The organism is Streptomyces sp. Je 1-332 (genome assembly GCF_040730185.1).
GTDB lineage: Bacteria > Actinomycetota > Actinomycetes > Streptomycetales > Streptomycetaceae > Streptomyces.
Genome location: NZ_CP160402.1, coordinates 4,388,478 through 4,401,535, shown reverse-complemented (window position 1 = coordinate 4,401,535; position 13,058 = coordinate 4,388,478). Strand labels below are relative to the sequence as shown.

Genomic DNA, 13,058 nt, shown 5'->3' with positions numbered 1-13,058 from the left:
AACGGGCCTTGGGCCGAGGCCTGGCGAACACCTGTCCTTCGAACGGCCAATTGCCTCCCGCATAGGCCAATTGGGGCCCGTGGGCGCGATTACCGACCTTGGGGCACGGGCAGACGTCCGGGTATGGGCTGGACGCACGACTACAGTGACGCAGCACGCAACCGCCGCTCGGCCACAGCGCTGAACAGCCGTGAGAGGGGCGGTCCGCATGATCCGGGCCATGAGGGCCCCGCTCAAGGCATCGGCATTCCCCACATCCTGCGCCGCAGGGCCCGCTGGGTCTCGGCGCGGCTGAGGCATACGCGCGACTGATCGCGTCGCTCACGCGCGACTGATCGCATCGCCACGCGTGACTGATCGCCTCGCTCAAGCGCGACTGACCCGGCCGTCCCCCCGGCTGCGCGCCGTCTAGAGCGCGCAACCCTCGCTGTCGACCTCTTGGTTGGCGGTGCGGCCTGCCTTGATGTCCTCGCGGACCTCGTCGGCGGTGAGGGCGTAGCCGGTGTCCGGGTCGTCGAGGGACTTCGCGAACACCACGCCGTAGACCTTGCCTTCGGGCGTGAGCAGCGGGCCGCCGGAGTTGCCCTGGCGGACGGTCGCGTAGAGCGAGTACACATCGCGGCGAACGGTGCCGCGGTGGTAGATGTCCGGGCCGTTGGCCGTGATGCGACCGCGCACGCGCGCGGGCCGGACGTCGTACGGCCCGTTCTCCGGGAAGCCCGCGACGATCGCGTTGTCACCGCTCGCCGCGTCCTTCGACGTGAACTGCAGCGCGGGCGCGTCGAGCGTCGGCACGTCCAGTACGGCGATGTCGCGCTCCCAGTCGTAGAGCACGACCTTGGCGTCGTACGTCCTGCCGTCCCCGCCTATCTGCACCGTCGGCTCGTCCACGCCGCCGACCACGTGCGCGTTGGTCATCACGCGGCGCTCGGAGAAGACGAAGCCGGTGCCTTCGAGGACCTTGCCGCAGCCGCGGGCCTCGCCCTGCACCTTCACGATGGAGCGACGGGCCTTCGTGGCGACCTCGCTCTTGGCGAGCTTGGGGTCGGGGGCCTGGACCTCGGTGATGGGCTCGTTCGAGAACGGGCTGAAGACCTGCGGGAAGCCGTTGCGCGCAAGGACCGAGGAGAAGTCCGCGAACCAGGTGTCGGCCTGGTCGGGCAGCGTGCGCGAGACGCCGAGCAGGATCTTGGAGTTGCGTACTTCCTTGCCGACCGTCGGCAGCGTCGTACCCGCGAGGGCGGAGCCGATCAGCCAGGCGACGAGGAGCATCGCCAGTACGTTGACCAGTGCGCCGCCCGTGGCGTCCAGGGCGCGGGCGGGCTGCCAAGTGATGTATCTGCGGAGCTTGTTGCCCAGGTGCGTGGTGAAGGCCTGGCCGACGGAGGCACAGACGATCACGATGACGACGGCGACGACGGCGGCCGTCGTGCTCACCGCTCCCTCGTCGTCCGTGAGAGCGCCCCAGATGACGGGCAGCAGGTACACCGCGACGAGTCCGCCGCCCAGGAAGCCGATCACCGACAGGATGCCGACGACGAATCCCTGGCGGTAGCCGACGACCGCGAACCATACGGCGGCGACCACCAACAGGATGTCCAGCACGTTCACCGATTCAATCCTCGCCTCGCATCGCGGTCGCCACGTCCCCGCAACCTTGTCATGCGCGCCAGTCGAGCGGCACCTGCTTGGTGCGGTCCCAGGGGCGCTCCCAGCCTGCGAAGTGCAGGATTCTGTCGATCACACCGGCCGTAAAACCCCAGACCAGAGCGGATTCGACGAGGAAGGCCGGGCCTTGGTGGCCGCTCGGGTGAACCGTCGTCGCGCGGTTCCCGGGATCCGTGAGATCGGACACGGGGACCGTGAAGACGCGGGCCGTCTCGGCCGGATCGACGACGCCGACGGGGCTGGGTGATCGCCACCAACCCAGTACGGGCGTGACGACGAAATCGCTCACCGGGATGAAGAGCTTGGGCAGCACGCCGAAGAGCTGGACGCCTCGGGGGTCGAGGCCGGTCTCCTCCTCGGCCTCGCGCAGGGCGGCGCGCAGGGGGCCGTCGGTCAGCGGGTCGCCGTCCTCGGGGTCGAGGGAGCCGCCGGGGAAGGAGGGCTGGCCCGCGTGCGAGCGCAGGCTTCCGGAACGCTCCATCAGGAGCAGCTCGGGGCCGTGTGTGCCCTCTCCGAAGAGGACCAGTACGGCGGACTGGCGGCCGGCGCCGCTCTCCGGGGGCAGGAAGCGGCTGAGCTGGGTCGGCCGGACCGTGTCGGCGGCGCGGGCGACGGGGTCGAGCCAGGCGGGGAGTCCTTCGGTGCTGAGGCGCACGGGGCTGAGGTGCTCGGAGTTGAGGCGCTCGGAGCCGAGGCTCTCGGAGTTGAGGCGCGCGTGTCCGTTGGGGCGTGCGTGTCCGTTGGGGCTGCCTGGTCCCCCGGATCCTTGTCGGGGCTCCTGGCCGTGTCCCTCGAAGCCGTTCCCATCGCTCATGTGCGTATCGCTCGTGTCGGTCGTCTCGCTCGTGTCGCTCGCGTGCGTCATCGGCACCCCCGTCCAACTGTGGACAACGCCTGTGGACCCTTCGTTGGTTCCTCGCTCATGCGGCGCCGAGCGGGGGCGCGGGCTTCCCGGGGTAGTCCGGCGGGGGCTTGAGGCGCTGGCCGGGCAGACCGCCCATCTCGTACTTCAGGAGCTTCTTCGCCTTCTCCGGGTCGGTCTCGCCCTCTCCGTACGACGGACAGAGCTCGGCGATCGGGCAGGCGCCGCAGGCGGGCTTGCGGGAGTGGCAGATCCGGCGGCCGTGGAAGATCACTCGGTGCGAGAGCATCGTCCACTCGCTCTTCGGGAAGAGGTCGGCGATGGCGGCCTCGACCTTCACCGGGTCGGTCTCCTCGGTCCACTTCCAGCGCCGGACGAGCCGCCCGAAGTGGGTGTCCACAGTCAGTCCAGGGACACCGAAAGCGTTCCCGAGCACGACGAACGCGGTCTTGCGTCCTACGCCGGGCAGCTTGACCAGGTCCTCTATGCGGCCGGGGACCTCGCCGCCGTGGTTGTCCCGTAGTGCCGTGGCGAGTCCCATGATCGACTTCGTCTTCGCCCGGAAGAACCCGGTCGGCCGGATCAACTCCTCGACCTCGTCGGGGTTGGCGGCCGCGAGGTCCTCCGGGGTCGGGTACGCGGCGAAGAGGCGCGGAGTCGTCTGGTTCACCCGCAGGTCGGTCGTCTGCGCGGACAGGACCGTGGCGATCAGCAGCTCGAAGGGGTTCTCGAAGTCCAACTCGGGGTGGGCGTACGAGTACACCTCGGCGAGCTCGCGGTTGATGCGGCGGGCTCGGCGGACGAGGGCGGTGTGGGACTCGGGCTTGGCGTCGGCTTTGGCTTTGGGCGTGGGCGTGGGTGCGGGCGTGGGCTTCTTCGCGGGGGCGGTCTTCTTGTTCGCGGGGGCGGTCTTCTTGGCCGGGGTGGCCTTCTTGGTCGGGGTGGCCTTCTTGGCCGCAGCGGTCTTCTTGGCCGGGGTGGATTCCGCCGCGGCCGGGGTGGCCTGTTTCTTCTCCGAAGGCTTCCTCACCGGTGGCACTTTTGTCCCTTTTGTCGCATTCTCTGGTTCAGCGGAAGCCTGTTCGCCCACAGCGGAATCCGGGCAGGCTTTCACCTTCCCAGCGCTCCTGGCCTGTGTGCTCACCGGCTTTTTGGACACCCGGCCAGCCTAGAGCCCGACACTGACATCCGCCCCGGACCCTATGGATCGGCCCCCAATTGGCCCCCTCCCGCACAGCTTGCGACGCCGGTGCGGCAGACTTGTGACTGATCACACTGTTTGGACCGTCCGGCAAAATGGGGGGTCACAGTCCCCTGATGCAGGCCGACAAGGAGAGAACTCGTGGACGACGTTCTGCGGCGCGCCCCGCTCTTCGCGGCGCTCGATGACGAGCAGGCCGCGGAGCTCCGCGCCTCCATGAGTGAGGTGACGCTCGCGCGCGGGGATGCGCTTTTCCATGAGGGTGACCCCGGAGACCGCCTTTATGTGGTCACCGAGGGCAAGGTGAAGCTTCACCGCACCTCACCCGACGGCCGAGAGAACATGCTCGCGGTGCTCGGCCCCGGCGAGCTCATCGGTGAGCTCTCGCTGTTCGACCCGGGCCCGCGTACGGCGACCGCCTCCGCGCTGACCGAGGTCAAGCTGCTGGGCCTCGGCCACGGCGACCTTCAGCCGTGGCTGAACGCGCGGCCCGAGGTGGCCGCGGCGCTGCTGCGTGCCGTTGCCCGGCGCCTGCGCAAGACGAATGACCAGATGTCCGATCTGGTCTTCTCCGACGTGCCCGGGCGTGTGGCCCGCGCCCTCCTCGACCTGTCGCGCCGCTTCGGTGTGCAGTCCGAAGAGGGCATCCACGTCGTGCACGACCTCACGCAGGAAGAGCTGGCCCAGCTGGTCGGCGCGTCCCGCGAGACGGTCAACAAGGCTCTGGCGGACTTCGCGGGGCGCGGCTGGCTTCGGCTTGAGGCGCGTGCGGTGATTTTGCTGGATGTGGAGCGGTTGGCCAAGCGGTCACGCTGACGCTGTTTCGTACGCGGATGGGTCCCGCCTCGTTTTGAGGCGGGGCCCATCCGTGCTTCCGCACAAGCTTTTCCCGCCCACCCACCCGATTGCCCCGCGGTGTGGGGTGGGGTGGGCGAGCGGCCCGGTCTCCCGGATGAGGGTGGGTGGGGGAGGTCGAGGATGAGCGCGGCCCGGTCTCCCGGCTGGGGGTGGGTGGGGCCGCCCGGTCTCCCGGATGAGGGTGGGTAGGGCCGCCCCCGTCTCCCGGACGAGGGTGGGTAGGGCCGCCCCGTCTCTCGGATGAGGGTGGGGTGGTCCGGTGTGGGGAGTTTGGCGGCGGGGGCTTCGTTGGTGGCTAGATCAAGCCGTGTTCTCGCAAGTAGTCCAGTTGCGCCCTCACCGACAGTTCCGCCGCCGGCCACAAGGAGCGGTCCACGTCCGCGTATACGTGGGCGACCACGTCCGACGGGGCCGCGTGGCCGTTCTCCACTGCTGTCTCGACCTGGGCCAGGCGGTTCGCGCGGTGGGCGAGGTAGAACTCGACGGCGCCCTGGGCGTCCTCCAGGACCGGGCCGTGGCCCGGCAGCACCGTGTGCACGCCGTCGTCGACCGTCAGGGACCTCAGCCGCCGCAGGGAGTCCAGATAGTCCCCCAGGCGCCCGTCAGGGTGCGCCACGACCGTCGTACCGCGGCCGAGGACCGTATCCCCCGTCAGGACCGCCTGATCGGCCGGGAGGTGGAAGCAGAGGGAATCCGCGGTGTGGCCCGGCGTCGGGACCACCCGGAGCTCCAGGCCGCCCGTCGTGATCACGTCACCCGCGCCCAGGCCCTCGTCGCCGAGTCGCAGGGCGGGGTCGAGGGCCCGCACCTTGGTGCCGGTCAGCTCGGCGAAGCGGGCTGCGCCCTCCGCGTGGTCGGGGTGGCCGTGCGTGAGGAGGGTCAGCGCGACCCGCTGCCCCGCCTTCTCGGCCGTGGCGATGACGTTCCGGAGGTGTACGTCGTCCAGGGGCCCCGGGTCGATGACGACCGCGAGCCCGGAGTCCGGCTCGGACACGATCCAGGTGTTGGTCCCGTCCAGCGTCATCGCGGACGCGTTGGGAGCCAGGACGTTGACCGCGCGGGCGGTGGCGGGACCACTGATCACTCCGCCCCGGGGCTGCCCGGGTAGAGCGGCGGCTTCGGTCATGCGGAACCCCTCGTGGGGATGTGCTTGGTGAACTCCTCGTGGCCCGGCCACGTCAGTACCAACTCGCCCTCCTCCAGGCGCGCCTGGGCCAGGACCGGGGTGAGGTCGCGCTCCGGGGCGGCGGCGAGGGCCTCCGCGGCCGAACCGTAGGGGCTCAGTTGGCGCAGGGTCGCGATGGTGGGCGGCATCATCAGGAGGTCGCCCTTGTCGTACCCCGCCGTGGCCTCCCCCGGAGCGATCCACACCGTACGGTCGGCCTCCGTGGAGGCGTTGCGCGTGCGCTGCCCCTCCGGGAGAGCCGCCACGAAGAAGAACGTGTCGTAGCGCTTCGGCTCGAACTCCGGGGTGATCCACCGGGCCCAGGCGGCGAGCAGGTCGCTGCGGAGGACCAGGTCACGCCGGTCGAGGAACTCCGCGAAGGAGAATTCGCGGGCCACCAGCGCCTCGCGGTCCGCCTCCCAGTCCTCGCCCGTGGTGTCGCCGACCACGGTCGACGGAGTGGGCCCGGCGAGCAGCACGCCCGCCTCCTCGTACGTCTCGCGGACAGCGGCGCAGACGATCGCCTGGGCGCCCGGCTCGTCCACGCCGAGCCGCGCCGCCCACGTAGCGCGCGAAGGGCCCGCCCAGCGCACGAGGTGGTCGTCGTCCCGCGGGTCCACACCGCCGCCCGGATACGCGTACGCGCCTCCGGCGAAAGCCATGGAGGCGCGTCTGCGCAGCATGTGTACGGCGGGGCCCGTCACGGAGTCCCGGGAGTCCCGCAGGAGCATGACCGTGGCCGCCCTACGCGGAGTCGCCGGCGTCAGTTCACCGCTGCTCAGCGCACGGATGCGGTCGGGCCACTCCGGGGGGTACCACTGCCCATTAGCCATGGGCGGAGGCTATCCCCTAGTGAGCTGATGTTCGAGAGGCAACTATCGGGTGCCAGGAGGCAGCCGACAGGGCGCCGATCACGCCTCGGTCAGCTCCACCTGGATCTCGACCTCGACCGGCGCGTCCAGCGGCAGAACCGCCACACCCACGGCGCTGCGGGCGTGCACGCCCTTGTCGCCGAGAACCTCACCGAGCAGCTCGCTCGTGCCGTTGATCACGGCGGGCTGGCCCGTGAAGTCCGGGGCCGAAGCCACGAAGCCGACGACCTTCACGACACGCGCGATCCGGTCGAGGTCACCGGCGACGGACTTCACCGCGGCGAGCGCGTTCAGCGCGCACGTGCGGGCCAGTTCCTTGGCCTCCTCGGGGGTCACCTCCCCGCCGACCTTGCCGGTCATCGGAAGCTTGCCGTCCACCATCGGGAGCTGGCCCGCGGTGTAGACGTACACACCGGACTGGACAGCCGGCTGGTAGGCGGCGAGCGGCGGGACGACCTCGGGCAGCGTCATGCCCAGTTCGGCCAGCTTCGCCTCTACATTGCCGCTCATGCCTGCTTCTCCCGCTTCAGGTAGGCCACGAGCTGCTCAGGGTTGTTCGGCCCGGGCACGACCTGGACGAGCTCCCAGCCGTCCTCGCCCCAGGTGTCCAGAATCTGCTTCGTGGCATGGACGAGCAGCGGCACGGTTGCGTATTCCCACTTGGTCATATGGCCGACTGTAACGGTTGTGAGGCACTGCTCACGGTGGCCTCCTGCTTAGTCCGGACGGCGACTGGTTAGGCTCGGAAGTGTGAGCAGGCTCCAGGTCGTCAGCGGCAAGGGCGGTACCGGCAAGACCACGGTGGCCGCCGCACTCGCGCTCGCCCTCGCGACGGAGGGCAAACGCACCCTCCTCGTGGAGGTGGAGGGCAGACAGGGCATCGCGCAGCTCTTCGAGACCGAAGCGCTGCCGTATGAGGAGCGGAAGATCGCCGTCGCTCCCGGGGGCGGGGAGGTGTACGCCCTCGCCATCGATCCCGAACTGGCGTTGCTCGACTACCTCCAGATGTTCTACAAGCTGGGGGGCGCGGGACGGGCGCTCAAGAAACTCGGCGCCATCGACTTCGCGACCACCGTCGCGCCGGGCCTGCGGGACGTCCTGCTGACCGGCAAGGCCTGCGAGGCCGTACGCCGCAAGGACAAGAGCGGGCGGTACGCGTACGACTGCGTGGTGATGGACGCGCCCCCAACCGGCCGCATCACACGCTTCCTGAACGTGAACGACGAGGTGGCCGGGCTCGCCAAGATCGGGCCCATACACAACCAGGCACAGGCCGTGATGCGCGTCCTCAAGTCACCGGAGACAGCGGTCCACTTGGTGACGCTCCTCGAAGAGATGCCCGTCCAGGAGACCGCCGACGGGATCGCCGAGCTGCGCGCCGCGGGGCTCCCCCTGGGGCGCGTCATCGTGAACATGGTGCGGCCCGCGCTGCTCGACGAGGACGCCCTGGAGCACGGGCTCGGGCAGACACCTCGTACCGCCATCGCCAAGTCCCTGTCCGCCGCCGGGCTCGGCGGGGCACGCCGGGGCGGTGTCGCCGAGCGTCTGGTCGATCCGCTCCTGGAGCAGGCCGCCGAGTACGCCGAGCGGTACGCCCTGGAGGGCTCCCAGCGGGCCGTCCTCGGCGAGCTCGGCCTGCCCCTGCACGAACTCCCGCTGCTGGCCGGGGGGATGGACCTGGCGGGGCTCTACGAACTCGCGACGCAACTGCGGAAGCAAGGGATCGCATGACCTCGGACCCGGCACGGAACGCGGAAACGGCACGTCCCCTGGACCCGGCCCGCACGCTCGACGTGGACGCCCTGCTCGACGACCCGAAGACCCGCATCGTGGTGTGCTGCGGCTCCGGGGGCGTCGGCAAGACGACCACGGCGGCGGCGCTCGGCCTGCGCGCGGCCGAACGGGGCCGCAAGGTCGTCGTCCTGACCATCGACCCGGCGCGCCGCCTCGCCCAGTCCATGGGCATCGACTCGCTCGACAACGTCCCGCGCCGGGTCAAGGCCATCGAGAGCTCGTCCGGTGACGGTGAGCTGCACGCCATGATGCTCGACATGAAGCGCACCTTCGACGAGATCGTCGAGGCGCACGCGGACAAGGAGCGGGCGAGCGCGATCCTCAACAACCCCTTCTACCAGTCGCTTTCGGCGGGCTTCGCGGGCACGCAGGAGTACATGGCGATGGAGAAGCTGGGGCAGCTGCGCTCCCGCGACGAGTGGGACCTGATCGTCGTCGACACGCCGCCGTCGCGTTCGGCCCTTGACTTCCTCGACGCGCCGAAGCGCCTCGGCTCCTTCCTGGACGGGAAGCTGATCCGGGTGCTCATGGCCCCGGCGAAGGTGGGCGGCCGGGCCGGGATGAAGTTCCTGAACGTCGGGATGTCGATGATGACGGGGGCCCTGGGCAAGCTGCTCGGCGGTCAACTGCTGCGGGACGTCCAGACGTTCGTCGCCGCGATGGACACCATGTTCGGCGGGTTCCGCACCCGCGCGGACGCCACGTACCGGCTGCTTCAGGCGCCGGGGACGGCCTTCCTCGTGGTGGCCTCGCCCGAGCGTGACGCGCTGAGGGAGGCGGCGTACTTCGTGGAGCGCCTGGCGGCGGACGACATGCCGCTCGCCGGTCTCGTACTCAACAGGGTGCACCGCAGCGGCGCCGCTCAGCTCTCGGCCGAGCGGGCACTTGCCGCCGCGGAAAATCTTGATGAGAGCCGCATTGTGGATCAGGAGGACGGGAAGGTTGCAGTTCGTAGCCCCAGCGAGGCTTCCCCCGAGGCACACGAGGCTCCCGCCGAAGCACCCGAGGCTCCCGCCGAACCCCACGACACTCAGCAGTCCGACACTCGGCAGTCCGACACTCTGCGGCCCGAGGCCCAGCAGCCCGATGCCCAGCAGCCCGTGGACCAGCTGACCGCCGGTCTGCTGCGACTGCACGCGGAACGCATGCAGCTGCTCGCGCGCGAACAGCGCACGCGCGACCGCTTCACCGCGCTTCACCCCGAGGTGGCCGTGGCCGAAGTGACGGCGCTGCCGGGTGACGTGCACGACCTGGCAGGCCTTCGGGCCATCGGCGACCGGCTCGCGGGCGGCACGGACGGCGATCCGGCCGGAGCTGCCTGAAACGCCGGAGCCGTAGGCACGCCGGAGCTGTATGAACGCCGCAGCGCATGAACGCGGTGCCGCCTGCACAGCGAGCCCGGCCCACCGCCAAGCGGCCGATGGCGCCTCCCCGAGGGGGTTGTGCCTCCCCGAAGGGGTTGTGCCTCCCCCGCGGGGCACCGCCACGCGGCCGTAGGGGCGCTAACCCACCGCCGCGTAGCTCTCGTACGTCTCGTCGTCCTCCAAGTCCACGGGCAGCAGGCCCGCGCCACGCTCGTACTCGGAGCGCGCCGTCTCCAGGAGATGGCGCCACGAGGTGACCGTGGGACGCCTGCGCAACAGTGCGCGGCGCTCCCGCTCAGTCATGCCACCCCACACGCCGAACTCGACGCGATTGTCCAGCGCGTCGGCCAGGCACTCCGTGCGCACCGGACAGCCGGTGCACACCGCCTTGGCCCTGTTCTGCGCTGCTCCTTGAACGAACAGTTCATCTGGATCGGTAGTGCGGCAGGCCGCCTGCGCACTCCAGTCGGTTACCCAGCCCATACCGGCGCCGTCCTCTCCCGAATCGAGGCTCCCCCACGGCGGCAGCGGCATATTCACCGCCGCCAGTTGAGGACGTTACGGAAGGTGGGCACAGCGCAACACCCCCTTCGGGCCCAATCTTGAATGGCCCGAACGGACTATGCGTAAGCGGCAGATCACCCGACGGAGTGAGCTGGCGACATGCGTGATTAACCCGCCAAATGCGGGCACTTCAGCTGAGTCACAACGGGCATCGAATGCCGCATGAGGCGAATTCGGACACACTTTCCCTGGCGCTTGGAGAGCATGGGAAGACCCCACTCGGGATTCGGGACCGACGGAGGGGTTGTTGCCAAACCGCACTGCTGTGACAGTTGAGAGCAGCTTAGGCCAAGGCATTGAGGCCTGTCCGGCGAATCAGAACGTAGGCTGCCCCCATGGGAAAGAAGCGCTCGGGCGGTGGTCTGTCACCAACTCAGCAGGCCGCGAAGTTCCTAGGTGTCAGCGTGCTCGCGGGAGCCGTACTGGCAGGTATCGCCCTGCCCGCGGCCGGCGCGCTCGGTCTCGCGGCGAAGGGCTCGGTGGAGGAGTTCGACGAGATCCCGTCCAACTTGGAGCAGCCGCCGCTGAGTCAGCGCACGACGATCCTCGACAGCGAGGGCGGCTCCATCGCCACGGTCTACTCGCGTGACCGCACGGTGGTCCCCCTCACGGACATCTCGCCGTACATGCAGAAGGCGATCGTCGCGATCGAGGACTCCCGCTTCTACGAGCACGGCGCGGTCGACGCGAAGGGCATCCTGCGCGCGCTGAACCAGAACGCGCAGAGCGGCGGCGTCTCCCAGGGCGCGTCGACGCTCACCCAGCAGTACGTGAAGAACGTCTTCGTCGAGGAGGCGGGTGACGACCCGACGAAGGTCGCCGAGGCTACCCAGCAGACACTCGGGCGCAAGATCCGCGAGCTGAAGTACGCGATCCAGGTGGAGGAGAAGCTCGGCAAGAAGCGCATCCTCAGCAACTACCTGAACATCACCTACTTCGGGCAGCAGGCGTACGGAGTCGAGGCCGCGGCCCAGCGCTACTTCTCCAAGCCCGCCAAGGACCTGCAGGTGCAGGAGGCCGCGCTGCTGGCCGGCATCGTGCAGTCCCCTAGCCGTTACGACCCCGTCAACGACACCGAAGAGGCCACCAAGCGCCGCAACGTGGTGCTGCAGCGGATGGCGGAGACGCACGACATCACGCAGACGGAGGCCGAGGAGGCGAAGGCGAAGCCGCTCGGCCTGAAGGTGAGCAGGCCCAAGAACGGCTGCATCACGGCGGTCAGCGGCGCCGGGTTCTTCTGTGACTACGTACGCGAGGTCTTCCTCTCCGACCCGGTCTTCGGCAAGACCAAGGAGGAGCGGGCCAAGGTCTGGAACCAGGGCGGTCTGCGCGTCAAGACCACCCTCGACCCGAAGGCACAGCAGTCCGTCCAGGCCTCGATAAAGGATCACGTCAACCAGTCCGACGACGTGGCGACGGCCGCCACCATCGTCGAGCCGGGGACCGGCAAGATCCTCGGCATGGGCCAGTCGCGGCCCTACGGCTTCAAGAAGGACGAGACCACGATCAACCTGTCCGTGGACGACTCCATGGGCGGCGGCGCGGGCTACCAGCCGGGATCGACGTTCAAGCCGATCGTGGCCGCGGCCGCCCTGGAGGGCGGAATGCCGCCCACGAAGAGCTACGGCTCGCCGTACGAGATGCCGTATCCGGACAGCGTCGCGGCGTGCGACGGCAAGAAGTGGGCGAACACCGGGAACTGGAAGCTCACCAACGAGAACGAGTCCGAGGTCGGCCCGTACGACATGCGGGAAGCGACCGCGAAGTCGGTCAACACGTACTACGTGGAGATGATCGGCGACATCGGGATCTGCCCGGTCACGCAGATGGCCGAGAAGATGGGCGTCGAGCGTGCGGACGGCCGGAAGATCGACCAGGCGCCGTCGATCGCGCTCGGCACCCAGGAGATGTCGCCGCTGACGATGGCGGGCGCGTACGCCACGTTCGCGGCGCGCGGCAAGCACTGCACGCCCGTCGCCATCGAGTCGATCGCCGGGCCGGGCGGAAAGTCGCTGCCCGTGCCGAAGTCGACGTGCTCGCGCGCCATGTCGCCGAAGACCGCCGACACGATCAACACCCTCCTGAAGGGCGTGGTCGAGGACGGAACCGGCAAGCAGGCCGGCCTCGGCTCCCGCGCGAGCGCGGGCAAGACGGGTACGACCGACTACCGCTACGCCGCCTGGTTCGTGGGCTACACCCCCAACATGTCGGGCGCGGTCTGGGTCGGCGACCCGCAGCACAAGCGGCGGATGGTCAACATCCCGATCGGCGGCGTCCACTACGACAAGGTCTTCGGCGGTGAGGTCCCCGGTCCGATCTGGCGGGACGCGATGAGCGGAGCGCTCGCGGGCAAGCCGGCGCCGGGCTTCAACACCGTGCACATCCCGGACGGCAGCAAGGACAAGGACGAGCACCACGACGACAACAAGCCGCCGGGTAACGGCGGCGGTGGCGGCGGCAACGGCGGTGGCGGGGGCAACAACGGCGGCGGTGGCGGTGGCGATCCGTGGCCGGACATCTCGCTGCCGCCGGAGGTCATCGGCGGTGGCGGGAACGGCGGGAACGGCATCGGAGGCGGTGACGGCGGCGGTGGCGGGATCGGCGGCTGGGGCCGGTAGGCGGCTGGGCCGGTAGGGGCCCGGTCACTCCCCGTCTCCGGTACGTGAGTGGGGGCGCCCCCTGATGATCAGGGGGCGCCCCCACTCACGTA

Annotated in this window: 13 protein-coding genes; 5 read left to right on the top strand and 8 right to left on the bottom strand. The window is 69.7% G+C overall.

Annotated features, from left to right (window positions below; genetic code table 11):
* Nucleotides 1-123 precede the first annotated feature (123 nt).
* Nucleotides 124-312 carry a hypothetical protein gene (locus tag ABXJ52_RS19980; RefSeq protein WP_237330242.1) on the top strand — a complete coding sequence of 63 codons (189 nt, stop codon included), beginning with the start codon at nt 124-126 and terminating at the stop codon, nt 310-312.
* 96 nt (nt 313-408) lie between these two features.
* Here the strand turns inward: ABXJ52_RS19980 and ABXJ52_RS19975 are convergent, their stop codons facing one another.
* The 3 genes from ABXJ52_RS19975 to nth are packed head-to-tail and all read right to left on the bottom strand — an operon-like array spanning nt 409 to nt 3,560.
* Complete coding sequence (locus ABXJ52_RS19975) at nt 409-1,611, bottom strand: MarP family serine protease (RefSeq protein WP_367043964.1); 1,203 nt, start codon at nt 1,609-1,611, stop codon at nt 409-411.
* Nucleotides 1,612-1,660: 49 nt separating this feature from the next.
* A complete protein-coding gene (locus ABXJ52_RS19970; RefSeq protein WP_367043963.1) occupies nt 1,661-2,533 on the bottom strand; it encodes a CoA pyrophosphatase in 873 nt (290 codons plus the stop codon).
* Nucleotides 2,534-2,588: 55 nt separating this feature from the next.
* On the bottom strand, nt 2,589-3,560 hold the full coding sequence (gene nth / locus ABXJ52_RS19965; protein ID WP_367043961.1) for an endonuclease III: 972 nt from the start codon (nt 3,558-3,560) through the stop codon (nt 2,589-2,591).
* 312 nt (nt 3,561-3,872) lie between these two features.
* Between nth and ABXJ52_RS19960 the strand changes: the two genes are divergently transcribed.
* Complete coding sequence (locus ABXJ52_RS19960; RefSeq protein WP_016642758.1) at nt 3,873-4,547, top strand: Crp/Fnr family transcriptional regulator; 675 nt, start codon at nt 3,873-3,875, stop codon at nt 4,545-4,547.
* Between the two features lie 337 nt (nt 4,548-4,884).
* On the opposite strand, the gene ABXJ52_RS19955 is transcribed toward ABXJ52_RS19960, so the two are convergent.
* From ABXJ52_RS19955 to ABXJ52_RS19940, 4 genes are all read right to left on the bottom strand, one after another.
* On the bottom strand, nt 4,885-5,715 hold the full coding sequence (locus tag ABXJ52_RS19955) for an MBL fold metallo-hydrolase (protein WP_367043960.1): 831 nt from the start codon (nt 5,713-5,715) through the stop codon (nt 4,885-4,887).
* Nucleotides 5,712-6,587, bottom strand: coding sequence for an NUDIX hydrolase (locus tag ABXJ52_RS19950; protein ID WP_367043958.1), 876 nt, complete (start codon nt 6,585-6,587; stop codon nt 5,712-5,714). Before ABXJ52_RS19950 ends, ABXJ52_RS19955 begins: the two co-directional genes overlap by 4 nt.
* A gap of 78 nt (nt 6,588-6,665) precedes the next feature.
* Nucleotides 6,666-7,136: a RidA family protein gene (locus tag ABXJ52_RS19945; RefSeq protein WP_367043957.1), complete on the bottom strand. Its 471-nt coding sequence runs from the start codon at nt 7,134-7,136 to the stop codon at nt 6,666-6,668.
* Nucleotides 7,133-7,294 (bottom strand): DUF4177 domain-containing protein, encoded by a 162-nt coding sequence (locus ABXJ52_RS19940; RefSeq protein WP_003975360.1) that lies wholly within the window; start codon nt 7,292-7,294, stop codon nt 7,133-7,135. Before ABXJ52_RS19940 ends, ABXJ52_RS19945 begins: the two co-directional genes overlap by 4 nt.
* An 82-nt stretch (nt 7,295-7,376) precedes the next feature.
* On the opposite strand from ABXJ52_RS19940, the gene ABXJ52_RS19935 reads away from it, so the two are divergent.
* Nucleotides 7,377-8,357: an ArsA-related P-loop ATPase gene (locus ABXJ52_RS19935; RefSeq protein ID WP_367043956.1), complete on the top strand. Its 981-nt coding sequence runs from the start codon at nt 7,377-7,379 to the stop codon at nt 8,355-8,357.
* The gene (locus ABXJ52_RS19930) at nt 8,354-9,742 is read left to right on the top strand and encodes an ArsA family ATPase (protein ID WP_367043955.1); all 1,389 of its coding nucleotides are present in this window, start codon (nt 8,354-8,356) and stop codon (nt 9,740-9,742) included. The genes ABXJ52_RS19935 and ABXJ52_RS19930 overlap by 4 nt, the downstream gene beginning before the upstream one ends.
* 180 nt (nt 9,743-9,922) lie before the next feature.
* On the opposite strand, the gene ABXJ52_RS19925 is transcribed toward ABXJ52_RS19930, so the two are convergent.
* Entirely contained in the window at nt 9,923-10,267 is a 345-nt protein-coding gene (locus tag ABXJ52_RS19925) for a WhiB family transcriptional regulator (protein ID WP_361829254.1), read from the bottom strand.
* 416 nt (nt 10,268-10,683) lie between these two features.
* Here ABXJ52_RS19925 and ABXJ52_RS19920 point away from each other — a divergent pair, with 416 nt between their 5' ends.
* On the top strand, nt 10,684-12,966 hold the full coding sequence (locus ABXJ52_RS19920; RefSeq protein WP_367043954.1) for a transglycosylase domain-containing protein: 2,283 nt from the start codon (nt 10,684-10,686) through the stop codon (nt 12,964-12,966).
* The last annotated feature ends 92 nt before the right edge of the window (nt 12,967-13,058 follow it).

What these genes read in the sequence shown, in the direction of transcription:
- ABXJ52_RS19980 (WP_237330242.1), top strand. Translation starts at nt 124, where the DNA reads ATGGGCTGGACGCACGACTACAGTGACGCAGCACGCAACCGCCGCTCG.
- ABXJ52_RS19970 (WP_367043963.1), bottom strand. Translation starts at nt 2,533, where the DNA reads ATGACGCACGCGAGCGACACGAGCGAGACGACCGACACGAGCGATACG.
- ABXJ52_RS19955 (WP_367043960.1), bottom strand. Translation starts at nt 5,715, where the DNA reads ATGACCGAAGCCGCCGCTCTACCCGGGCAGCCCCGGGGCGGAGTGATC.
- ABXJ52_RS19950 (WP_367043958.1), bottom strand. Translation starts at nt 6,587, where the DNA reads ATGGCTAATGGGCAGTGGTACCCCCCGGAGTGGCCCGACCGCATCCGT.
- ABXJ52_RS19945 (WP_367043957.1), bottom strand. Translation starts at nt 7,136, where the DNA reads ATGAGCGGCAATGTAGAGGCGAAGCTGGCCGAACTGGGCATGACGCTG.
- ABXJ52_RS19940 (WP_003975360.1), bottom strand. Translation starts at nt 7,294, where the DNA reads ATGACCAAGTGGGAATACGCAACCGTGCCGCTGCTCGTCCATGCCACG.
- ABXJ52_RS19930 (WP_367043955.1), top strand. Translation starts at nt 8,354, where the DNA reads ATGACCTCGGACCCGGCACGGAACGCGGAAACGGCACGTCCCCTGGAC.
- ABXJ52_RS19925 (WP_361829254.1), bottom strand. Translation starts at nt 10,267, where the DNA reads ATGGGCTGGGTAACCGACTGGAGTGCGCAGGCGGCCTGCCGCACTACC.
- ABXJ52_RS19920 (WP_367043954.1), top strand. Translation starts at nt 10,684, where the DNA reads ATGGGAAAGAAGCGCTCGGGCGGTGGTCTGTCACCAACTCAGCAGGCC.